The following is a 22,287-nucleotide window of genomic DNA, read 5'->3' on the forward strand; positions in this document are numbered from 1 at the left end:
ATTACACCAAATATATCTCATGAAAAGGAAATATATTTTATTCTGTTAAAAACTTGGTGGTTTCAAAATAATTTGTACATTTGTTCCGTTACAATGAATTTATTAAGAAACATATCTGATATTTCTTCCCTGAAATCACTTATTTCAGGCATATCTTCTGTTTCTACATTCGGAATTACAACAATTACCCCATAACGGGGTAGATTTTCACATATTATTCCCGGTATCCGTACTCTTTTTTTTAAAAGAGTATATCATTCTATTTATCCAACTTCAAAAAAATACTTGATGAAAGTTTTAAAATTCGGCGGAACATCAGTCGCCCATTCTCAGAATATCTTACTGGTGGAAAAAATAATAAAAAGAGAATCTTTAAAAAGCAAAGTTGTTGTTATTGTATCAGCACTTCACGGTGTTACTGACCAACTGATCAAAGCCGCAGAACACGCTTCTGTAAAAGATGAAAATTATATTCAGATTGTCAAGAACCTTGAGGAAAAACATATCAATCTGGTAAAAGAACTTTTTCCAATTGCAGAACAAAGTTCATGGTTAAGTTTTGTAAAAAAACATTTCAATGATATCGAAGAGCTCTGCAGCGGGATTGCTGTACTTGGTGAGCTTACTGAAAGAATAAAAGATAAAATTGCTTCTTACGGAGAATTTCTGTCTTCAAATATTATTGCAGCAAGACTTCAACAAGAAAAATCAGACTGCGTATGGATGAATTCTGCAGAGCTGATCAGAACAGACAGTAATTTCACTCATGCAAAAGTAGATTTTAAATGTACTGATAGTAATATTGCCAATTTCCTGAATAAAACCCCAAACCGTATTCTTTTAGGTCCTGGGTTTATTGCTCATGATGAAAAAAACAATACAACCACATTAGGAAGAGGTGGTTCCGATTATACGGCTTCTATTATTGCGGCTTCTATTGATGCAGAAGAACTTCAGATCTGGACAGATGTAAGCGGGATGATGACCGCTGATCCGCGTCTGGTCTCCAATGCTAAACCTATTTCAGAAATTTCTTATCATGAAGCGATGGAACTATCACATTTTGGGGCAAAAGTGCTTTATCCACCTTCCATTCAGCCTGTGATGGTAAAAAATACAAACCTGATCATCAAGAATACTTTTGATCCGGATGCACCAGGAACTTTAATTTCTCATCAACCGAGATGTTCCGAAGATGAAAAGCAGATTGTAGTAGGAATTTCAAATATGAACAATATTGCCCTGCTTACTCTTGAAGGCAGTGGAATGGTAGGAATACCCGGAATTTCAGCAAAATTATTTCAATGCCTAAGCCATGAAAAAATAAATGTAATCCTAATTACACAAGGATCTTCAGAACATTCTATCACCATTGCTATTGAAGAAAAAGAAGTTTTGCGTGCCGAATATGCCATCAATACTTCTTTTGCAGATGATATTAACCTGAAAAGAGTGTATCCTGTAAAAATTGAAACAGGACATTCCATCGTGGCTTTGGTAGGAGAAAATATGAAAAGTAGAAGTGGAGTGAGTGCAAAAATGTTTGGATGTCTCGGAAATAATGGGATTAATATAAGAGCAATTGCACAGGGATCTTCAGAAAGAAATATCAGCATTGTGATTTCAGAAAAGGATAGTAAAAAAGCGGTTAACGTACTTCATGAAGAATTTTTTGAATCTGAAATAAAGCAAATCCATCTGTACATCTGTGGAACAGGAAATGTAGGTTCAAAACTAATACAGCAGATTTATAACCAAAATGATTATTTAAAAGAAAACTTTTTGATCAACCTGAGAATTGCAGGGATTTCCAATAGCCGTTATATGCTGTTTTCAGATCAGGGAATCTCAATGGACAGCTATGCTAACTGGGAACAACATGGTGAAAAAGCCTCTGCCAGAGAATTTGCTGATGAAATTATCCGCAGAAACCTTAGAAATTCGGTTTTCGTTGATGTAACGGCAAGCGCTAACATTCCTGAAGTGTATGAAAGCTTATTAAAAAGAAGTGTGAACATCGTGGCCTGTAACAAAATTGCGGCTTCTTCAGATTTCAAAAAGTATAAAACTTTAAAAAATACCGCAAGAAATCACAGCTGTAATTTCTATTTTGAAACCAATGTAGGAGCAGGGCTTCCGGTAATAGGAACCATTAATGATCTTATCAAAAGCGGAGACAGAATTCAATCTATTAAGGCTGTATTGAGTGGAACATTGAATTTTGTATTTAATGAGTATGATGGCAGCAGAACGTTCTCTGAAGTAGTAGCTCAGGCTCAGAAGGAAGGATATACAGAGCCGGATCCAAGACTTGATCTGTCCGGAACAGATGTAGCCAGAAAAATTTTAATTCTGGCAAGAGAGGCAGGATATCCGCTTCAGTTTGAGGAAATTGAAAACATAAGTTTTCTGCCTGAAGAATGCATGCAGGGAAGTGTTGAAAACTTCTACGAAAAGCTTACAGTATATGAAGATCATTTTAAAAACTTATTGATTAAAGCTAAAAACGAAGGCAAAATATTAAAATATGTTGCAGAATTTGAAAACGGAAAAGCTAAAGTAGGGCTACAGCATATTGCTCCGGATAGCGATCTGTTTCACTTATATGGAAAAGACAATATTGTCATTTTTAAAACTTTAAGATATTCAGAACAGCCATTGGTTGTAAAAGGAGCCGGTGCCGGCGCAGATGTAACGGCAAGTGGAGTTTTTGCAGATATTATCCGTTCTATTTAAAATATAATTATGAAAAAAGTAAAATTAAAAGTACCAGCCACTGTTGCCAATCTGGTTTGCGGATTTGATATTTTAGGAATGGCTATGCACGATCCTTATGATGAGATGGAATTCAGATTATTGGAAACCCCAGAAATTATTATAAAACATACAGACTCTTTCGGACTTCCTGAAAAGCCTTCCAGTAATGTTGCCGGGATTGTTCTCTTAAAAATTCAGGAATACTTTAATCTGAAAAACGGCTTTGAAGTCATTATTCATAAACATATAAAGCCCGGAAGCGGGCTCGGCTCCAGTGCGGCAAGTGCCGCCGGAGCCGCCTTTGGTGCCAATGTGTTATTAGGAAACAAACTTTCCAAAGAGGAAATGGTTCATTTTGCCATGTTTGGAGAAGAGCTGGCTTCAGGAGTACGGCATGCAGACAATATCGCTCCTTGCATTTATGGTGGAATTACGCTGGTGAAATCTACCAAGCCGGTGGATATCATCCCTCTGAATAGTCCTGATTTATTTGTAACTGCCGTTCATCCACAGGTGGAAGTTAAAACCTCAGATGCCAGACAGATTTTAAAGAAAAATATCACTTTAAAAAGCGCTGTTGAACAATGGGGAAATATAGCCGGGCTCGTAGCTGGGATTCAGAAGAATGATTTCCCGTTGATTGGCAGAAGCCTCAACGATGTCATTATAGAACCTATCCGCAGTATTTTGATCCCGAAATTTAACGAAATCAAAGAAAAAAGTCTGCAATTAGGAGCTTTAGGTGGTGGAATTTCAGGATCTGGGCCTTCTATTTTTATGCTTTCTGAACAAAAAGAAACTGCAGATAAAATTGCCCAAATGATGAAATCAGTATATGAGGAAATTGAAATAGAAAGTTTTGTATACGTTTCAAAAATAAATCCGGCTGGTATTCAAATCATTGAAGAAGCTTAATCATAAAAAACAGAAATGAAATATTATAATTTAAAAGACCATCTGGAAAAAATTAATTTCGGAGAAGCAACAATAAAAGGTCAGGGAAAAGAAAAAGGGTTGTTCTTTCCTGAAAACATTCCCCAGTTGAATGAAGAATTTATTCAAAATCTTCATCAGTATTCCAATGAAGAAATTGCTTATCAATGCATGAGAGATTTTGTGGGCGATGAAATTCCTTCACAAGTATTAAAAGAGATTGTTGCAGAAACCGTCAGCTTTGAAATTCCTTTGGTAAAAATCAATGAACAGATATCTATACTGGAATTGTTTCATGGCCCTACTCTAGCTTTTAAAGATATTGGTGCGAGATTTATGAGCCGCTGCCTGTCTTATTTTCTGAAAGATCAGCAGAAAAAAGTAACTGTTCTTGTTGCCACTTCCGGAGATACCGGAGGCGCTGTTGCCCATGGATTTTATAAAATTCCGCAGATTAATGTAGTTATTTTGTATCCTAAAAACAGGGTAAGTCCGGTGCAGGAGAAACAGTTGACGGCATTAGGCGAAAATATTTCGGCACTAGAAGTCAATGGCAGTTTTGATGATTGTCAGAATCTTGTCAAGCAGGCTTTTTCAGATGAAGAAATCAACAATCAGTTATTTTTGACTTCTGCTAATTCTATCAACGTTGCAAGATGGCTTCCCCAGCAGATTTATTATTTAATTGCATTAAAACAATGGATTCAGCAGCATAAAGAACATCCTGTAATCTGTGTACCAAGTGGTAATTTCGGAAATATCTGTGCCGGACTTCTGGCTCATTTCAGAGGATTACCTGCCAGTCATTTTATTGCAGCCTGTAATGCCAATCATGTAGTTCCGGATTATTTTACAACTCAGAACTACCAACCACAAAAAGCGATTGCTACTCTATCCAATGCAATGGATGTAGGAGATCCTAGTAATTTTGTACGAGTTCTGGAGCTTTTTGGGCATCAGTTTGAAGCTTTAAAATATAAAATATCGGCATATTCCATTAATGATGACCAAACCATGAGTACCATCACAGAAGTTTATGAAAAATACGGATATATTCTGGAACCTCACAGTGCCGTAGCCTTTGCTTCAATGGAAAAATATCTGCAAGAAAATCCCAATCAAAAAGGATTTATCCTGGGTACTGCTCATCCGGTAAAATTCCCTGATGCTGTGGAAAAAGCGATTCATACCCAAATTGAAATTCCGGAATCATTGAAGGAACTTATGGAAAAGGAGAAAAAAACTGTAGAAATAAATTCAGATTTTGAAGAATTAAGACGATTTTTGCTTCATAAAATCTGATGCAATGAGCAAAATATATCTTGAAGATGTAAGAATATATGCGTACCATGGTGTACTTCCTGAAGAAAATACCATCGGTACCTATTATATTCTGAATGCAGAACTTCATACCGATCTGTGGAAAGCAGCCACATCCGACGATTTGCATGACACTATAAGTTATGCAGATATCAACAATATCCTTCACTGTGAAATGAAAATAAAATCCAAATTACTGGAACATGTAGCGGGAAGAATCATCACAAAAATTCATGACAGCTTTCCACAGGTCGATTATATTAAATTAAAAATCACCAAAACAGCTCCACCTATGCAGGGAGAAATGAAAGGAGCGAGTATTGAGTTGGAAAAGAGTTTTAAACCGGAAAATTAAAATTCTTATTTTCGTTTCATTAAAAAAACATACAAATTGAAATTCGTTAAAATATTATTTTTAGTAGCAGGAATCAGCGTTTTTGGCCAGGCCGGCGTTGATAATCAGTTGGCGGCTTATAATTTTCCGAAGATAAAGTCCAGTATTACAATGCCTGTGACCATTCCCCTTTCGGAACTGAGCAATATGATCAATGCTTCCGTGAAAGATCTTGTGTATCAGGATGATTCTTATACAGACAATAATAATGATCAGTTTAAGGTAAAAGTATGGAAAACAAGACCCATTCGCCTTGTAGGAGGAACCAGTCAGAATTTACTGATTGAAGTTCCTTTAAAAATATGGGCTGAAAAAGGAATTGGTACATTAGGAGTATATACCTATCAAAATACCACTTTCGAAACGGTAATGTCTTTCAATACCACCGTTACTTTTAAAAATAACTGGACCATTACCACCAATACCCGGCCCAATGGTTTCAGATGGGTAACAAAACCTGTTCTGGACTATGGAAGAATACAGATTCCTATTACCTCCATTGTTGAAAAAAGTTTAAAAGAGCAACAGGAAAAATTCTGTAAAACTATTGATCAGCAAATGGCTACACAGCTGAATTTCCAGCAATATGCGTTAATGGCGTGGAATACTTTCCTTCAGCCCTTCAATATTTCTGAGGAGTATAATACATGGCTGAAAGTAAGCCCTGTGGGAGTCAATATCACTCCTTTAAAATTTTATGGAAACCAGATCAATGCTACCCTTGGTGTAGATATTTTTTCTGAAACTTTTACAGGAAATAAACCTGCCGCTTCTTCACCAGTAACCAGTGTTGTCAATTTTAATACAACACCTACCGTTGCTGACAAGTTTATTCTGCAGACGACAGCCAATATTCCTTTTACAGAAGCTAGTAATATGGCAAGAAAAACGTTTCTAAACAAAGAGTTTGATGTGCGTGATTCTAAAGTAAAAGTAACAGATATCAGAGTATACGGTGTTGATGACAGAGTAGTTATTGAGGCTCAAACTGATGGTTATATCAAAGGAACTTCTATTATTTCAGGAATTCCGGTGTATGACGAAACAAAAAGAAAAATTGTATTGTCAGAAACCAAATTCAAACTAAAAACTACCAATATTCTGCAGAAAACAGCTTCTCTCCTGTTTCAGGGGAAAATCGTAAAAATGATTGAAGAAGAATATGGTATCCCAACTCAGGAACTGGAAGAAACTTCAAGAAAAAGTATTGAAGAAGCCTTCAACAAAGAATATTATAAAGGATTAAAGATGAATGGAAAAGTTTTCAATCTTAAACCTAGTAAAATTCTACTCAGTAATACAGGTATTACAGCGGTTATTGATACGAACGCCTCCTTAAAGCTACTTGTGAACGGATTTTAAAACTCCAATAAAAAACTAAACTAAAAAACTATCTTTATGAAGCAACCTCAATTGAGTTTTTCTACTTCTATAGTAATGGAAATATAATATGGCAGCTCTTTATTGGAAATTTCAATTATTGTGTGTATTACTTTTTGATGGAAAACTTTTTAGATGGAAGAACCGTTGCAAAGTATATTACCGGAACCAAAGTAATCAGTACAGACGGTACAAAGCCAACTACCCAGCAATTTTTTTACAGAAGTCTTTCCAGAATTGTTCCTTTGATGGGATATCTTTTCTTGGTGTAAACGGATGGCATGACAGCTGGAGTGATACAAGAGTAATTAACATCAAAAATTATCAGGCTGAGATTCAAGCAAAAAGAGAAATTGAAGATCTTGGGAGGAAAGAATTTGCTTAAAAACTTTTGTTCATAAAGAAATTTTACTATATTTGCACACCTCAAAAATGGTAAAAATGGTACTTTGGCCGAGCGGCTAGGCAGTGGTCTGCAACACCATCTACAGCGGTTCGAATCCGCTAGGTACCTCAAAAAAAACCTCTAAGTTATTTAGAGGTTTTTTTGTTTTGATACTTTTAGCTTTTTTAGTATTCCATTCTTTTTTTATCATCAATATTTACGTATGAAAAAATTACTATCCTTCTTCATCATTTCATTTTCTCTTGCTCTTTTGAATGGATATTTCTTTAATTTCATTAATGATACCTATTTTCATTTTGATGTCAATCAAAATAGACACAACAATATTTCGAAAGAAGAACTAAACTTCATTGCAATATTCATCGCACCTTTTCTGGAGACTTTTCTATTTCAATATCTCCCTTACCTGGTTTTAAGCAAATGGATGAAAATAAATAATAGAATGCTCTGCATAATCATTATGAGCAGTATTTTTGCCTCTATGCATTATTATAATGGGCTGTATATCGCTATGACATTCTTTGGCGGTATTATTTTAAATAATCTTTACATCTATTACAACAAGCACGCTCATCAATACAGTTTTATTCTAACAGCACTTTTCCACGGACTATTCAATCTTTATGGTTTTTTATTTATAATGTAATATACTATTCACAAAAAAAAAGCTCTTCCAGATCAAAGAAGAGCTTGATAAATAATGTAAAAAGTAATGATGGATAGAAAATTATCTCGTTCAAAAATAGAAGTTTGATCCAACATACTTTTATGAGTAGCGTCATATTAGGGTAAAAAAAATCCCCGGAAATTCCGAGGATAAAAACTAATAACCATGAAAACTCAAATTAAACATGAGTTACATTTCTATATTGAAAAATCGTGCCAAGAATAACGATTTCGAGAAAAAAAGTTATTTTCTTGTTATGACACCATTTTCACCAATTCAACATTTAAAACAGATTTTACTGATACCTTAAAAACCTCTTCATAATTACCTTTAATAATTTCAGATAAATCTAATGCTCCGGCAAAAGTATTAAAAAAAAAATAATTTACATTTTAATAAAATAAAATTTACATTCAGGACATAAAAAAAAATTAAAAGAGCTGATCTGCCATAAAAAGGATTTTCGATAACAAATTGGCACATTCCCTACATCCTCCATAAAAAGATTAATCATCATGATACAAAAAAGTTATGAAAAATTCCATGAAGATCAACATAAAATATCATATAAATCCTTTATATAAAAAGCCCCCAGAAATGGAGGCCTCAAAAAACACAAATGATGAAAAAAAATTTTATATCAGAGATAAAAATTATTTTATCTATTAATTCTTAGCCAAAGATATACCAGTCTTTTTTTTTATTTTATGAGTATAATCATAAAATTATTATTTCTTTTAAATACAGAATTTTCAGGCTATCCACTTTATTTCTCAAAAAAAGACAATAATCAAAATTTATATGATTATAGTTCTTGTGCTTGGTAAAATATTCTATTCTTAAAAAAGTACAACACACTTCGTAGTGTGCAAAATATAAGAAAAAAATACTAGATATATAATGATTGAGATTATGTTTTCCGTATATATTATTTTATAATTTTACACTATTAATTCAAAAAAACCGTGACAAATTTTTCTATACTTATAGCAAACTATAATAATGGAAAGTATTTCAAGGAGTGCTATCTTTCATTAATCAATCAAACCTATGAAAACTGGGAAGTGATTATTATTGATGATGCCTCTACAGACGATTCGGTAGAGATCATAGAGTCTCTGATTAAAAATGACTCCCGTTTTAAACTTTATCATAATGCCCTTAATGAAGGCTGTGGATCTACGAAAGCCAAATGCATGAAATATGCTCAGGGAGATTTATGTGCATATCTTGACCCTGATGATGCTCTTCATCCTGAGGCGCTGGAAAAAGTAGCGCTGGAATTTGTGAACAGAGATGATCTTGCTGCCATATATTCTCAAATGATACTTTGCAACGAGAACCTTGTTCCTGAAAAAATTTATACGGGTACTAAACAAATTTATAACAATCGTTATTTCTTCAACTACCCCATTCAGTTTGCCCACTTTTTCACCTTTAGAAGAGAGGTTTATTTAAGAACTACAGGAATTAATCCGAATCTGAAAAATGCGGTAGACCAGGATCTTTATCTGAAAATACTGGAGCAGGGAGAAGTAAAATACCTCAAAGAACCTTTGTATCTCTACAGACTCCATTCCAATGGAATTTCTCAGGATAAAGCAAAACAAAGTGCAAAAGAATCTTTTGCAAGAATAATCCATGAAACGATGCAAAGACGGGGAATAAAAACCATTAACCACAAAACCGTTCCTGAGGTTTTTACCAGTTCAAATGAAATTTTTAATCTTCTGAATTACCAGACCAACAGAATGCACCGCATCATTAGCAAAATAAAAGTTACTTTAGATAATATATAAATAAAAGGCTGTTCTATTTGAGCAGCCTTTTATTATAAAATATGGAATGAAAATGTTTGTAATAAAAGTATCAGTTTTTGAACAATTATTATATGCGTAAAATCATAAAAGCATTAAAAAGAAAAGGCCTCCTGACGGAGGCCTAAAAAACACAAATGATGAAAAAAATCTATTTAGAAAAATCCAAACAGAATATGGTAGAATCATTCAGCATGACTAATATATTTTACATTTTCTAAGAAGAAAATATAACCCAATATCACAACAGAAGAATGAATACTTTCTATAAGAATCAAGATGCCCCGCTGAAGACTAATCAAAAATAATTTGCATTACGAAATGCTTTATAGGTTATATTTAATCTAAAAACCATATATAATTATTGAATGATTGAAAACATCTTCATCTCTGGAATGGGTAAATTTAGCTAAATATTTGTTTGCTCACAAGGCTTATTCTTCCCAAATGATCGGAATATATACGGTGATATATCCATCAGAATCTACCTGTGCATCAGAAACTGTTGCAACTACTGTTCCATAGCCAACCCATCCTCCCTGTCCCTGCATTGCAGAAAAAATATAGGTTCCTGCAGGAAGCGCATCATAATATTGTGGAACAGATTGAAATCCACCACCATAATAAGTATCATACACTTCTCCAGTTGTCATATTTTCAGCAAGGAAACTTCCTACATCATAATTTCCTGAAAGAATTTTTGTTCCGTTTTTTGAAAGAAGACCATAACGAATCTTATAGGTCTGAGTTTCGGGTGTTTTATCAGCTATTTCTGAATTGACTTTATGTAGTTCTGCTATTTCCCTGGAGGAAAAGGAGGTAGCAACAGTCAGCAATCCTATCAATGCTGATACTGTAAAAATTGATTTTTTCATATTAAAAAGTAATTTGGTATTCAAAAATACTCAACTTATATAAATTTAATAAAAACTATCAATGAAATAAAATTTACAAATACTTTTAAAAATAAACAGAGAAAAGGAACTATTCTGATAGCATATAGTTCAATTTATTTTATTTTCACCTATGAAAATATACCATCAAAAAAAATCAATCTTTATTCTTAGACCTCCGGAATCTACCATTAACAGTATAAAACTGATCATTATATAAAATTAACTCTCTTTTTAATTATCACTTTTAACACTTATTAACTAAAATTTGGCTTCATAATTGAAAATAGAATTAAAATCAAAGTCATTTTGGCTTTATCGTATTAAAATTTGAATTATGAGAAAGATAGTATTAGCAGGTTTTTTATCCGTCTTTTTAATGACGGCCTGCAAGAAAGATGACAGTGTTGCTGAAAAGTCATTGGAAGCACAGAAACTTGAATTTCAGGCCAGACAACTTGAAATAGAAAAACAAAAGCTGGCTATAGAAAAGGAAAAAATGGTATATGAAGCTCAAAAAAAAGCAGACAGTGTATCAGAAAGCAAAAAAGCGAGAGCTGCTGCTGAAAATAATTCAAAACCACAGGTGATCAGAGAAACACGAACAATATATAGAGACAGAAGCTCAAATTCTGGCTCAGGAAGCAACAACGGAAGTTATGCCAATAACGGAAATGGTACTTCACAGGGAACTACTCAGAAAAAAGGATGGAGTAAAGCTGCCAAAGGAACCGTCATTGGTACTGTAGGCGGAGCCGCTGCCGGAGCCCTTATCGCTAAGAAAAACAGAGGATTAGGAGCTGTAATTGGTGGTGTTGTAGGTGGTGCAACCGGATATACTATTGGGAGATCACAGGATAGAAAAGACGGAAGGGTACAACCCCGTTAATAAATATTTTTAATGATAGAATATAAAGATTGCTTACTTTTAAGCAATCTTTTTTTATGATATTGATTCTGCTTTCTTCTATTTTCATCATTCCTGTCCTGATGGGCTGGGGAAAGATCATGGAAAATATGTGGGGAATTTTATTTCAGGGAATCTCTGGAAAAATTTTATCCGGAATCCTTGGAATTTGCCTGATATGGGCAATTATTTCTTTTTTCATTCCCTTAAATATCAATGTGGAAGCACCTTCAATACTATTGGGATTATTTTCTTTCTTTAAAAATAAACTTTACCAGGAGTTCCATCAATTTTCAAAAAAGGATTTTATAGTATTAAGTATAAGTTCTCTGACCGTTATATTCGCAGGTTCTTTCCATCCTTATATATTGGATCACTTCGGATATTATATCCCTACATTGAAATGGCTTACAGAATATGGGCTGGTAAAGGGCATCTCGAATGTAGACCTCACCTTAGGACAAATGTCTGTCTGGCACATTTTTCAGGCAGGATTTTCGAATTTTTCCGACCCGTTTTTAAGAATCAACTCTATACTGCTTATCATCTACAGCATGTATAGTATTGAACGAAAAAACTGGATCCATCTTTGTTTTCTGCCGATACTCCTACTGTTTTCCCAGTCTCCAAGCCCGGACCTTCCTGTTATTATCTTTTCCTTGATTATTTTAAATGAAATTGTAGCCGGAAACAGAAATACCATGCTCCTTTTTGCATTTTCAGTTTTTGTCTTTACGATAAAACCTACGATGATATGGCTGCCCATACTGGTTTTCTTAAGTTCTGTTTTTATTTTTAAAAGTCACTTTAAACAACTTATTTTAGGGAGTTCAATACTATTTTTATTTTTCATTAAAAATATCTGGACATTTGGATATCCGGTTTTTCCGATAGCAATAGGTGATATAGGAGTATCCTTCTGGAAGCCTGATCCTGAGATTTTAAAAATTTCTTCACAATTTGCCATCATGAAAACCTATGATATGCAGTACACCTATGAGGAAATTCAAAAATTCTCGACCGCAGATTATATCAAAAACTGGTTTTCTCTGGAAGGGATCAAGTCCAAAATTAATATTCTCTTTGTTCTGAGCTTAATTATTTTCATAGTATTCGCCTGGATAAAAAAGAAAAAACTTATCACCCTGATCTGCATTTCATTGTTGATAAAAAGTATATTAGTTCTTGCATTTTCAGCCCAATACAGATTTTTTATAGATGTCTTTTTTGTGATATTCTTTATTTTATTTTACGAATATTTTGATCAAAAGAAATCCATTATTGTCTTTTCAGCACTCAGTTTATTATTTATTTCTACCTTATCCTTTCCGGAATTTATCCAGAGATATATTCCAAGTTTCCGGGTGGGAAGTTTTATGACCGGATTTGAAAAAGAGCAGATGTACAAGCCTTCAACCTATGAATATCAGCAATTTGACACATTTAAGGTGGGAAATTTAAAGTTTAATGTTTCTCACCATTATCCCTATAGTTTTGACACTCCACTTCCGGCAATTACTCCGGCTTATCTTTTTGATGATTTGAATGCAGGTATTTTTCCACAGCTTTCAGACAAAAATGATATCAAAAAAGGGTTTATCCCGAAAAAAATGACTTCAGAAGAAAAAGAGGAAGCCCAAAAGGTTATCAATAATATCAAAAACATTGATAAATAGAACAAATCCAGAAACTTTATTATCTGAAGAAAAAAAGGTAATTTTGTATCATGTTCAACACATTAGGTAATCTTCTTAGTCTTACAACATTTGGAGAAAGTCACGGAGTGGCTTATGGCGGTATCATCAATAATTTTCCGGCAGGTTTAGCGGTAGATCTCGATAAAGTTCAGTATGAATTGAACCGAAGAAAACCCGGACAGTCAGCAATCGTTACACAAAGAAAAGAAAGTGACACAGTAAAGTTTCTTTCCGGAATCTTTGATGGGAAAACAACAGGTACGCCAATTGGTTTTATCATTGAAAACGAAAATCAGAAATCAAAAGATTATGACCATATCGCAGGTGCATATCGTCCAAGTCATGCTGATTTCACCTATGACCAGAAATTTGGTTTCAGAGATCATCGTGGAGGAGGAAAATCTTCTGCCAGAGAAACAATGAACTGGGTAGTAGCCGGGGCACTTGCCAAGCAACTTTTACCCAACATTGAGATCAATGCTTATGTATCTTCCGTAGGTGATATTTTCTGCGAAAAACCTTATCAGGCTTTAGATTTTTCTCAAACAGAAAGCAATGATGTTCGTTGTCCTGATGCTGAAACTGCTGAAAAGATGATTTCAAGAATCAAAGAAATCAAAAAAGAGGGTAACACTATCGGAGGAACCATCACCTGTGTGATTAAAAATGTTCCTGTAGGAATTGGTGAACCTATATTTTCCAAACTTCAGGCTGAGCTTGCAAAAGCAATGCTGAATATCAATGCCTGCAAAGGTTTTGAATACGGAAGCGGTTTCTGTGGAGCTAAAATGACGGGAAAAGAGCACAATGATGCTTTCAATACAGATTTCACGACAAAATCTAACCTTTCCGGAGGTATCCAGGGGGGAATTTCTAATGGAATGGATATTTATTTCCGTGTAGCATTCAAGCCTGTAGCTACTATTCTGAGACCTCAGGACAGTATCGATAAAGACGGAAACCCAGTAATCGTAGAAGGAAAAGGGCGTCACGATCCTTGTGTAGTTCCAAGAGCCGTTCCGGTAGTGGAAGGCCTTGCTGCATTTGTATTGGCAGACCTGTTTTTGATCAATAAAACAAGAAACATCAATAATTTTTAACATAAATATTTTTAGTAATGAAAAATTACTGGGATAAAGGAATTTCTTTTGAAGAATATCTTCAGATTGCAAAAGAAAGATTAGAAAATCCGGCCAACCAACAGGAACTTGACTATAAACAATATTACGAATTAGGTCTTCAAAGAATGGACAGAACGGTAAAAAAATACGTTCCGGATGAAGATCAACTGAAAGAACTTGCTGCCAAAAATTTTGACGGAAAGATTTTAATCATTTCCGAAGCATGGTGTGGAGACGCAAGCGCAACAGTACCCGCTCTTTTCAGATTTTTTGAAGGGCATAATGAGGTAAGAGTCTTCCTGAGAGACAGTGATAAAAGTTTAATCAATCAGTTTTTGACCAATGGTACAGAGTCTATTCCTAAAGTAATTATCCTTGATAAAGACCTGAATGTAAAAAATTCATGGGGGCCACGTCCCAAATATGGATATGAGCTCCTGATGAAATATAAAGCTGATCCTGAAGCCTATCCAAAAGATACTTTCTATAATGATCTGCAGATATATTATGCCAAAAACAGAGGAAAAGATGCTGTTCAGGAAATTTTGGATCTTCTATAAACAATAGATATGAAAAAAAATGTCATTTATCTTGTAATTATTGTCATTATCGCTGGTGTTGCTTTTATACCAGGGGTAAGAAACTTTCTAAAGGATACGTTCTTTCCTGTAGCCACTATAGAAAATGCAGTTCATATCAGTGAAGAGGATTATGATATAGAACTTAAAGGAATTAATGCTCCGAGCACTAATCTTAAAAACTTTAAGGATAAAGGTGTTTTCCTTAACTTCTGGGGAACATGGTGCCCGCCTTGTAGAAAAGAATGGCCTTCTATTCAGAAATTGTATGATACCAGAAAAGATCATGTAGATTTTGTGCTGATTGCTATGAATGATAAGGAAGAGGATGTAAGAAAGTTTTTGAAAGAAAATAACTATACTGTTCCTGTATATATTGCTCAAAGTCCAATTTCTGAGAAAATTCTTCCAAAGGTATTTCCTACCACTTTCCTACTGGATAAACACGGAAGAATTCTTATTAAAGAGGATGCTACAAAAGACTGGAACACAGAGACTGTGCATCAGTTCATTGACAATATTATCAAATAAGATTTTAACTAAATTTTATAATTTGTTGGTACAGGATTTGCGAAATTTATACCGTTGAAAAATTTATTAAATCCAAACACAAAATGAAATATTCAAAATTAAATCTTGCAAAAGAAGCCATCAATCATAAGGGCTTTATCAAAAAGATCCCTGATATTTTCAGAATGGTCAAAATGTGGAGAAAAGGAATTTATCCAATGAAATCCATAGACATTATTCTTCCTTTACTGGGAATTTTATATGTCCTCTCTCCTATTGACCTCCTTCCTGAATTTGTGATACCGGTACTTGGAGTCATGGATGACCTGGCAGTATTGTCACTTACCATTCCTAAGCTCATTAAAGAGGTTGACAAGTTTTTATTATGGGAAGCTCAGCAAAAATACAGTGGTGCCCAAGTCATTGATGCTGAAATCGTAAAATAATAGTTTATTATATTTTTCACACCATCCTGGTTACTCCGGGATGGTTTTTTGTTTACAAATGAGTGATAAATTTTTAAGCCTTATTTCAATTCCTTAAATTTGCAATATCTAATAAAAAATAATGGAAAGTAAAAAAGAATTCTTCTTAGAGTGCTACAAACTAGGAATCATTAAATTCGGAAGGTTTACCCTGAAAAGTGGTATTGAAAGTCCTTTTTATGTAGACTTGAGACCTTTGGCTTCAGATCCTAAAATTTTAAAAAATCTTGCTAATTATTTACTGGAAATGCTTCCGTTGGATAATTTTGATTTAATCTGTGGAGTTCCTTATGCTGCGCTTCCTATGGCTACTGCAATGTCTCTGGAAAGTTATATTCCATTAATTATTAAAAGAAAAGAAGCGAAAAGCTACGGTACAAAGAAACTGATTGAAGGAATTTACCAGAAAGGACAAAACTGTCTTTTGGTAGAGGATGTGATCACTTCAGGAAAATCTTTGCTGGAAACCATTCCTGAAATAGAACAGGAAGATCTTAAAGTTTCGGATATCGTTGTGGTACTTGACAGAGAGCAGGGAGGAAAACAGTTATTGGAAGGTAAAGGATACAGAGTACATACTCTTTTCAATATTTCGGAAGTATGCAATATTCTTCAGGAAACAGGTGAATTATCTGATGAAGAAGTAAAAAGAATCCAGGATTTCCTTCAAGGGAACCACATTCAGTTTGAAGAAGAAACAAGATCTTCTTATGAGCAGAAACTTCAATCAACACAACATTCCGTTTCGAAAAAATTACTGGAAACTGCTTTAGCAAAAAAATCAAACCTTATTGCTTCTGCTGATGTTACTACAACTCAGGAGCTATTGGAACTTGCTGAAAAAGTAGGACCCCATATTATTGCTTTAAAAACGCATATTGATATTATCTCTGATTTCGAATATGAAAAAACAATTACTCCTTTAAAAGCGATTGCAGCAAAACACCAGTTCTTACTGATGGAAGACAGAAAATTTGCTGATATCGGAAATACACAGGAACTTCAGTTCACAAGCGGAGTTTTCAAAATTACAGATTGGGCAGATTTCGTAACTTCTCAGGTAATCGGAGGTTTTGAATCATTGGACTGTTTCAAAAATGTAGGAGTGGTAGCCATCGTTGGAATGTCTTCAAAAGGAGCTTTAACAACAGCCAGCTATCGTGAAGAAGCTTTAAAAGTAGCTTTATCTCATCCTAATGTAATTGGTGGTGTATCTCAGAATAAAATTCCTGAGGATCTTTTATTATTCACTCCGGGAGTAAATCTTGCAGATTCAGGAGATGGCAAAGGACAGCAGTACAACACACCTGAGCATGTTTTCAAAACGCTGCATACAGATTTCATTATCGTAGGAAGAGGAATCTACAAATCCAATGATCCTGAAGCATCAGCAATCACTTATAAAACAGAGGGATGGAATGCTTATATTAATTCTTTGGAAAAAAAAGCAATTCAGGGTTAAAATCCTATAAAGTATATACAAAATAAGTTATATTTGGGCTTTATCACGAATATTTGAAAAAGATCAGCCTTTGCCTTATTTTGTTATGTGGAGTTGTACAGGTTTCTGCACAGACAGACAGTATATACATTGAAACAAAACTGTCTCCTGACAAAAAGAATCTTGATGTCCGCCAGGAAATTGTTTATTACAATCACTCCGGAAAAGACCTTCAATCCGTAAAACTCCTGAATTGGGTTTCCGCGTACAATAAACGGGGAACCTCTTTAGTCTACAGAAAACTGGAAGACCGAAATAATGATTTGCATTTTGCAAAAAATGATCAATTGGGAAAACTCCTTGAACTGAATATTAAAAATTCTGACAATGAAGTCCTTCCTGTTAATACACTCTCAGATGAAAATCTTTTTATTCCTCTGAAAAATGTATTAAAACCTGGCGAAAGCGTCACTTTACAGTTGCAATACAGGATGCAGCTTCCCGATAAAAATTTTACGGGATACGGAACATCCGCTCAAAATACTGTATTAAAATATTTCTTTATTGTTCCGGATCATTTTGATCCGGACAATATTTCCAAAAGAAACTACCACGATATTGAGGAACAGGTAAGTTTTAATACTTTCTGGACCATCAATTTTGACATCCCTGTAAATAGTTTTGTTGAAGGTAATCTTCCGCAAGTTCAGATGAATTCATTTAAGGGATATCTTGACTCAGATCCTGAATTTTTGATTTCTCCAACAGAATTTCAATCCATCAAAACGAATGTTGACGGAGATGAAGTTGAAATCAAATTTGGATATAATCTGAAGCCGGAAGAAAAACAAAACCTCGAGTTTTATCTTCCTTTACAATTAAAATTCATTAAAGAACGCATCGGATTTCTTCCGAAAAGTATTTTTATTTCAGATAAATTCCGAGCTAAAGAAGACTTTTTCGGAAATAATGATATTACTTTCTGGAAGTTCAAATTCCGTCTGTTTACCGATACGGAAAAGACTGATCTGGATTATTTTGGAATCATTGCCAAGAAAATTCTTGATGAAGGCGTGATTGCGGATAAAGAAAAAGATCACTGGTTTAAAAATGGTTTAAAAGCTTATCTTGAAATTCAGTATCTCAAAAAATTCTATGGTGACACAAAACTTTTAGGTACACTTCCTGAGACCAGAATATTTGGACTTAAACCTTTAAAGTTATTCCATGCATCCAAAGTAAAACTTCTGGACCGCTATGGACTTTCCTATCAGTATATCATGCTGCAAAACCTTGATCAGAAGATTGATGAACATTTCCCTGTTTTGAGTAATTTCAATGATATGGCTATCAGTAGTTTTGAAACGGGAAGTCTTTTCAACTACTCGGCAGACAAAATGGGATACGATCAATTCAATGGAATTGTAAAAAATTATATTTCTCAGAATTCCGGAAAAAAAATTAATCCTGATGAGTTTCTGGCTTCTCTTTCTGAAAATAATAAATCAACTGCCTACCTCTCGAACTTTTTCAAACAGAAGAACAGGGTTGATTTTAAATTAAAAAACATTAGAAAAGATAACGATTCTCTACAAATAAAAATTGTAAGGAATACAGATGTTTCTATTCCTGTAAAACTGGAAACAGAAACCAAAGAAGGAGAAAAAAAGGCCTACTGGATAGATACCGAAGAAAATGAACGTACTACCAGTCTATCTCTCCCTGCATCAGAAAATATTTACAAAGTCACCTTAAATAGTGGCTATACTTTCCCTGAATCCAATTACAGAGATAACTTCTTATATGCAAAAGGATTGTTTTCCAATGCAAAAAAAATTAAACTTAAACTAATAAAAGATATTCCCAATCCGGAATACAACGAAATTTACATCAGCCCAAGAGTGCGTTTCAACAATACGTATGATAAATTTCTTTTGGGAGCCAATTTTAAAAATCAGTCTTTCTTTGATCAGAAATTCCTGTATTCAGTAACTCCAACTTATAGTACAGGAACAGGCAAACTGACCGGTTCAGGAGCTGTTTCCTATTCTATTCTGCCTGCAGAAAGTATTATCCGAAGTCTGACATTTGGACTTTCAGGCTCTTATTTCCATTATGATTATGATCTTGCCTACAGAAAAACCTCAATATCATCTTCCATTAACTTCAGAAAGAACCCAAGAAGTACAGTAAGCAGAAGTCTGGGAATTTCCTATAATTATTTTGAAAGGGATCTGAGTGCTAAAATGATCGCCAATAATGATTACAGTAAATATAACCTCTGGAGTATCGGATATGGTTATAGCGATAGCCAGATGATTCATGAAAAAAGCTTCAGCTTAAGCACCCAGGGAATGGAAGATTTCAATAAAATAACAGCTGAAGGCTTCTACAGATGGGAATTTGCACCTAAACAAAAGTTGAGCTTGCGTTTATTTGCCGGATACTTCTTAAGAAACAATACCCGAAATAATCTTTTTGATTATGGGATCTCAAGGGTTTCCAATTATTCATTCTCCTACACCCTTTTGGGAGAAAGTGCTAGCAGTGGTCTTCTTTCTCAACAATTTATATTAGCTGATGGTGGTTTTAAATCTTTTCTTCCGGGAACAGTGAACCAATGGATTACTTCTGCCAATGTAGATTCAAGTGTCTGGAAAATATTCCACGTATATGCAGATGCCGGAGTTTATAAAAACAAAGATCTTCCTGCCAAATTCATCTGGGACACCGGAGTTAAAGTAAGAATCATTCCAGATTTTCTGGAAGTTTATTTCCCGATACAGTCTTCTTTAGGATTTGAACCTTCATTCAAAGATTATGGAAAGCGTATCAGATACACTTTAATTCTTAATCTCGGATCAATTATTAATGCGGCAAGAAGAGGCTGGTATTAAGATTCGTGATAACAAAAAAGATGGTCTCAAAAGTCAAATAAATTGGCTTTTGTCATTGACTGCGTCGAATCTTCGATTTCTGACGAAGGAAGAATCTTATTTGCAGCCAAGCTCATAAGATTCTTCACTACATTCCATTACGTTCAGAATGACACTTTTCAAAGAAGCTATTTCTTATTTAAAACTAATCTTTTATAATTTTCTGCGAGATAGGAATATTGTTAATTGTTCCTGTGACAATATAAGTTCCTTTTGGAAGCTCTGCAATATCAAGAGTTGAGGCCAGTTTAGTCGGTGATTTTTTAACAACTTGTCTAAATGTATCATACACTTTCACATCTTTCACCTCAGTTCCGAACACTACTTTACTATCTTTTATGAATGGATTCTGTACAAAACCTGATTTCACACTTCCTTCAAGAGAAAAGTCTGTCATATTATCATTACTACCTACCAAAGTTCTTTTGATAGCTGTGGTTGTAGTGGGAGAAGGAGCTGGTCCGTCTCCTTTAAACTGATCTGCATTGGATCCGTATCCTACAAAATCCAGTACATTGGATGCAGAAGGTCCTTCCACCTGCACTATATTTCCAGCTAAAGCTACTTTTCCTGATACACTGGAAATTTTCAGTCCGGAAGATTGATTAGGCGTTCCGTCAAAATTAGTTATCGTAGTGGCAATAAAATCTGGTGTTGGTAGATTTTCAACACCTCCTTCAATTGCTGACTCCTGAATTAAATAGGTTTCTTCCGGTCCTAAAGTAAAGTCCGGAAGCGTATGATATTCCGTAAAGGCACCTATTGCCGGTGCATACTGAATACTTGCTCCCGTTAAAGAAACCAAATTAGTTCCGATATTTTTAAGGACGATATAATTATTCTTCAATACAGCCCCTGAATTGGCGTTACCACCATAGATTTCATTGATCACAATCTGGGCATTGGAAAAGGAGGTTAATACTGTAAGTCCAACAAGAGTAAAGATTTTTTTCATCGTAATAATTTTTAAGAAATGGATTGATCATAAAACATCAAAAACAATACCACCAAATTAAGAAATATATAGGATACAAAAACTTAAAAACCAGGAAACAATCACAAAAAAGCCACTTCAGTGAAGTGGCTTTTTTATTTTTATCTAAAAAGAAATTAGTCTTTAAGAACTTTCTGAGAAACCGGCTGATTGTTTACTGTACCTGTAACGATGTAGTTTCCTTTTGCCAGTTCAGCTACACTTACAGATTCGTTTTGTTTTACTGAAGTTTCTTTTACAAGTTGTCCGAACATATTGAAAACTTTTACATCTTTTACATCAGCTCCGAAAATGATCTCGTTATTTTTAACGAAAGAGTTTTTTATGAAGTTTCCTGACTTTGCGTTTTTAGCATCAATAACCGCTAAAGTAGCACTAGATGAAGTAACCGTTAAAGAAATATCATCTATTCTCCAGTTAGCAGTACCAAGAGACGGAGTTCCTGTTCCAGGACTATCACTTCCATAAATTCTTAAGGTAACCGGAGCTGATTCTGCCCCTACTAAATTAGATCCTGAAAAAGCGATATTATTCAATGTCCATGTACTATTATTGTTAACAATTACAGTACCTATCGCTGTTGCATAGTTATCAATACTGGAATATACAGTAATTTTTCCAGGTCCTGTAGAGGTTCCTCTGGATCCTAAGTTTAAAGAATTTAAAGTTACTTTATTACCAGCAACAGGAGTAACAGTTACACTAAAATAAGTACTTGTCGCAGTTGAAAGAACCTCTTTAAAAGCTGCAGCACCAAAATTGCTGGATCCACTTGCTCCTGTATATCCTGAAGACACAGATGAAGTAGTAATTAAATTAGTAGTACCATTATTATTTCCCTGAGTTGCTGCAAATACTACACTTGAAATATTGGCATTTGTACCAGAAATAGGATTTACAGAACTCCCATCCCAAAGGTAAGTTGTTTGTGCAAAAGCAACTGCGCTCATCACAACTGTTGCAAAAAGAGAATAAAGTTTTTTCATGATTTAATTTTTTTGTTGTTAATAATTTTCTTTCCGTAACAAAACTACATTCTAATTTTTTTTGG

General features: G+C 34.4%; 19 protein-coding genes and 1 tRNA gene. 17 read left to right on the forward strand and 3 right to left on the reverse strand.

The window, feature by feature from the left end; genetic code table 11:
- Window positions 1-288: 288 nt before the first annotated feature.
- The 9 genes from thrA (at window position 289) to BUE84_RS19385 (ending at window position 9,656) form a co-directional block, all read left to right on the forward strand.
- The gene (gene thrA / locus BUE84_RS19345; protein WP_079243108.1) at window positions 289-2,736 is read left to right on the forward strand and encodes a bifunctional aspartate kinase/homoserine dehydrogenase I; all 2,448 of its coding nucleotides are present in this window, start codon (window positions 289-291) and stop codon (window positions 2,734-2,736) included.
- Between the two features lie 9 nt (window positions 2,737-2,745).
- Window positions 2,746-3,672 (forward strand): homoserine kinase, encoded by a 927-nt coding sequence (locus BUE84_RS19350; RefSeq protein ID WP_079243109.1) that lies wholly within the window; start codon window positions 2,746-2,748, stop codon window positions 3,670-3,672.
- A gap of 15 nt (window positions 3,673-3,687) precedes the next feature.
- The gene (gene thrC, locus BUE84_RS19355; RefSeq protein ID WP_079243110.1) at window positions 3,688-4,992 is read left to right on the forward strand and encodes a threonine synthase; all 1,305 of its coding nucleotides are present in this window, start codon (window positions 3,688-3,690) and stop codon (window positions 4,990-4,992) included.
- A gap of 4 nt (window positions 4,993-4,996) precedes the next feature.
- Window positions 4,997-5,365 (forward strand): dihydroneopterin aldolase, encoded by a 369-nt coding sequence (gene folB, locus BUE84_RS19360; protein WP_079243111.1) that lies wholly within the window; start codon window positions 4,997-4,999, stop codon window positions 5,363-5,365.
- Window positions 5,366-5,401: 36 nt separating this feature from the next.
- Complete coding sequence (locus BUE84_RS19365) at window positions 5,402-6,766, forward strand: DUF4403 family protein (RefSeq protein ID WP_079243112.1); 1,365 nt, start codon at window positions 5,402-5,404, stop codon at window positions 6,764-6,766.
- A 122-nt stretch (window positions 6,767-6,888) separates the two neighbouring features.
- Window positions 6,889-7,056 (forward strand): RDD family protein, encoded by a 168-nt coding sequence (locus BUE84_RS19370; protein ID WP_238594294.1) that lies wholly within the window; start codon window positions 6,889-6,891, stop codon window positions 7,054-7,056.
- Window positions 7,057-7,227: 171 nt separating this feature from the next.
- Window positions 7,228-7,298: transfer RNA gene (locus tag BUE84_RS19375), tRNA-Cys, on the forward strand.
- Window positions 7,299-7,392: 94 nt separating this feature from the next.
- Entirely contained in the window at window positions 7,393-7,836 is a 444-nt protein-coding gene (locus tag BUE84_RS19380) for a CPBP family intramembrane glutamic endopeptidase (protein ID WP_079243114.1), read from the forward strand.
- Window positions 7,837-8,822: 986 nt separating this feature from the next.
- Window positions 8,823-9,656, forward strand: a complete 834-nt coding sequence (locus BUE84_RS19385; RefSeq protein ID WP_079243115.1) for a glycosyltransferase family 2 protein — start codon at window positions 8,823-8,825, stop codon at window positions 9,654-9,656.
- Between the two features lie 452 nt (window positions 9,657-10,108).
- On the opposite strand, the gene BUE84_RS19390 is transcribed toward BUE84_RS19385, so the two are convergent.
- Window positions 10,109-10,549 (reverse strand): hypothetical protein, encoded by a 441-nt coding sequence (locus BUE84_RS19390; protein WP_079243116.1) that lies wholly within the window; start codon window positions 10,547-10,549, stop codon window positions 10,109-10,111.
- A gap of 355 nt (window positions 10,550-10,904) precedes the next feature.
- Here BUE84_RS19390 and BUE84_RS19395 point away from each other — a divergent pair, with 355 nt between their 5' ends.
- The 8 genes from BUE84_RS19395 to BUE84_RS19430 all read left to right on the forward strand — a co-directional run bounded on the left by BUE84_RS19395 (window position 10,905) and on the right by BUE84_RS19430 (window position 20,203).
- Window positions 10,905-11,456 carry a YMGG-like glycine zipper-containing protein gene (locus tag BUE84_RS19395; protein WP_079243117.1) on the forward strand — a complete coding sequence of 184 codons (552 nt, stop codon included), beginning with the start codon at window positions 10,905-10,907 and terminating at the stop codon, window positions 11,454-11,456.
- Between the two features lie 56 nt (window positions 11,457-11,512).
- Window positions 11,513-13,150 (forward strand): LIC_10190 family membrane protein, encoded by a 1,638-nt coding sequence (locus BUE84_RS19400; RefSeq protein WP_079243118.1) that lies wholly within the window; start codon window positions 11,513-11,515, stop codon window positions 13,148-13,150.
- Window positions 13,151-13,200: 50 nt separating this feature from the next.
- Window positions 13,201-14,271 (forward strand): chorismate synthase, encoded by a 1,071-nt coding sequence (gene aroC / locus BUE84_RS19405; RefSeq protein WP_079243119.1) that lies wholly within the window; start codon window positions 13,201-13,203, stop codon window positions 14,269-14,271.
- Window positions 14,272-14,288: 17 nt separating this feature from the next.
- Complete coding sequence (locus tag BUE84_RS19410) at window positions 14,289-14,852, forward strand: thioredoxin family protein (protein ID WP_079243120.1); 564 nt, start codon at window positions 14,289-14,291, stop codon at window positions 14,850-14,852.
- Between the two features lie 9 nt (window positions 14,853-14,861).
- Window positions 14,862-15,401, forward strand: a complete 540-nt coding sequence (locus BUE84_RS19415; RefSeq protein ID WP_079243121.1) for a TlpA family protein disulfide reductase — start codon at window positions 14,862-14,864, stop codon at window positions 15,399-15,401.
- 83 nt (window positions 15,402-15,484) lie between these two features.
- Entirely contained in the window at window positions 15,485-15,826 is a 342-nt protein-coding gene (locus tag BUE84_RS19420) for a YkvA family protein (protein ID WP_034694904.1), read from the forward strand.
- 121 nt (window positions 15,827-15,947) lie between these two features.
- Window positions 15,948-17,327 (forward strand): orotidine-5'-phosphate decarboxylase, encoded by a 1,380-nt coding sequence (gene pyrF, locus BUE84_RS19425; RefSeq protein ID WP_079243122.1) that lies wholly within the window; start codon window positions 15,948-15,950, stop codon window positions 17,325-17,327.
- A gap of 53 nt (window positions 17,328-17,380) precedes the next feature.
- Window positions 17,381-20,203 (forward strand): aminopeptidase, encoded by a 2,823-nt coding sequence (locus tag BUE84_RS19430; protein ID WP_238594295.1) that lies wholly within the window; start codon window positions 17,381-17,383, stop codon window positions 20,201-20,203.
- Window positions 20,204-20,387: 184 nt separating this feature from the next.
- On the opposite strand, the gene BUE84_RS19435 is transcribed toward BUE84_RS19430, so the two are convergent.
- Together BUE84_RS19435 and BUE84_RS19440 are read right to left on the reverse strand one after the other, a co-directional pair.
- Complete coding sequence (locus BUE84_RS19435; protein ID WP_079243124.1) at window positions 20,388-21,197, reverse strand: T9SS type A sorting domain-containing protein; 810 nt, start codon at window positions 21,195-21,197, stop codon at window positions 20,388-20,390.
- A gap of 155 nt (window positions 21,198-21,352) precedes the next feature.
- On the reverse strand, window positions 21,353-22,222 hold the full coding sequence (locus BUE84_RS19440) for a T9SS type A sorting domain-containing protein (RefSeq protein ID WP_079243125.1): 870 nt from the start codon (window positions 22,220-22,222) through the stop codon (window positions 21,353-21,355).
- Window positions 22,223-22,287: the final 65 nt, after the last annotated feature.

Origin of the sequence: Chryseobacterium indologenes, from assembly GCF_002025665.1 — a bacterium.
In the GTDB taxonomy this organism is placed as follows: domain Bacteria; phylum Bacteroidota; class Bacteroidia; order Flavobacteriales; family Weeksellaceae; genus Chryseobacterium; species Chryseobacterium metallicongregator.

Excerpts from the sequence above, each read along its gene's own strand:
- BUE84_RS19410 (WP_079243120.1), top strand. The coding sequence starts at position 14,289 with ATGAAAAATTACTGGGATAAAGGAATTTCTTTTGAAGAATATCTTCAG.
- BUE84_RS19435 (WP_079243124.1), bottom strand. The coding sequence starts at position 21,197 with ATGAAAAAAATCTTTACTCTTGTTGGACTTACAGTATTAACCTCCTTT.
- BUE84_RS19350 (WP_079243109.1), top strand. The coding sequence starts at position 2,746 with ATGAAAAAAGTAAAATTAAAAGTACCAGCCACTGTTGCCAATCTGGTT.
- folB (WP_079243111.1), top strand. The coding sequence starts at position 4,997 with ATGAGCAAAATATATCTTGAAGATGTAAGAATATATGCGTACCATGGT.
- BUE84_RS19440 (WP_079243125.1), bottom strand. The coding sequence starts at position 22,222 with ATGAAAAAACTTTATTCTCTTTTTGCAACAGTTGTGATGAGCGCAGTT.
- BUE84_RS19420 (WP_034694904.1), top strand. The coding sequence starts at position 15,485 with ATGAAATATTCAAAATTAAATCTTGCAAAAGAAGCCATCAATCATAAG.
- pyrF (WP_079243122.1), top strand. The coding sequence starts at position 15,948 with ATGGAAAGTAAAAAAGAATTCTTCTTAGAGTGCTACAAACTAGGAATC.
- BUE84_RS19380 (WP_079243114.1), top strand. The coding sequence starts at position 7,393 with ATGAAAAAATTACTATCCTTCTTCATCATTTCATTTTCTCTTGCTCTT.
- BUE84_RS19395 (WP_079243117.1), top strand. The coding sequence starts at position 10,905 with ATGAGAAAGATAGTATTAGCAGGTTTTTTATCCGTCTTTTTAATGACG.
- BUE84_RS19400 (WP_079243118.1), top strand. The coding sequence starts at position 11,513 with ATGATATTGATTCTGCTTTCTTCTATTTTCATCATTCCTGTCCTGATG.
- thrC (WP_079243110.1), top strand. The coding sequence starts at position 3,688 with ATGAAATATTATAATTTAAAAGACCATCTGGAAAAAATTAATTTCGGA.
- BUE84_RS19415 (WP_079243121.1), top strand. The coding sequence starts at position 14,862 with ATGAAAAAAAATGTCATTTATCTTGTAATTATTGTCATTATCGCTGGT.
- aroC (WP_079243119.1), top strand. The coding sequence starts at position 13,201 with ATGTTCAACACATTAGGTAATCTTCTTAGTCTTACAACATTTGGAGAA.
- thrA (WP_079243108.1), top strand. The coding sequence starts at position 289 with ATGAAAGTTTTAAAATTCGGCGGAACATCAGTCGCCCATTCTCAGAAT.
- BUE84_RS19390 (WP_079243116.1), bottom strand. The coding sequence starts at position 10,549 with ATGAAAAAATCAATTTTTACAGTATCAGCATTGATAGGATTGCTGACT.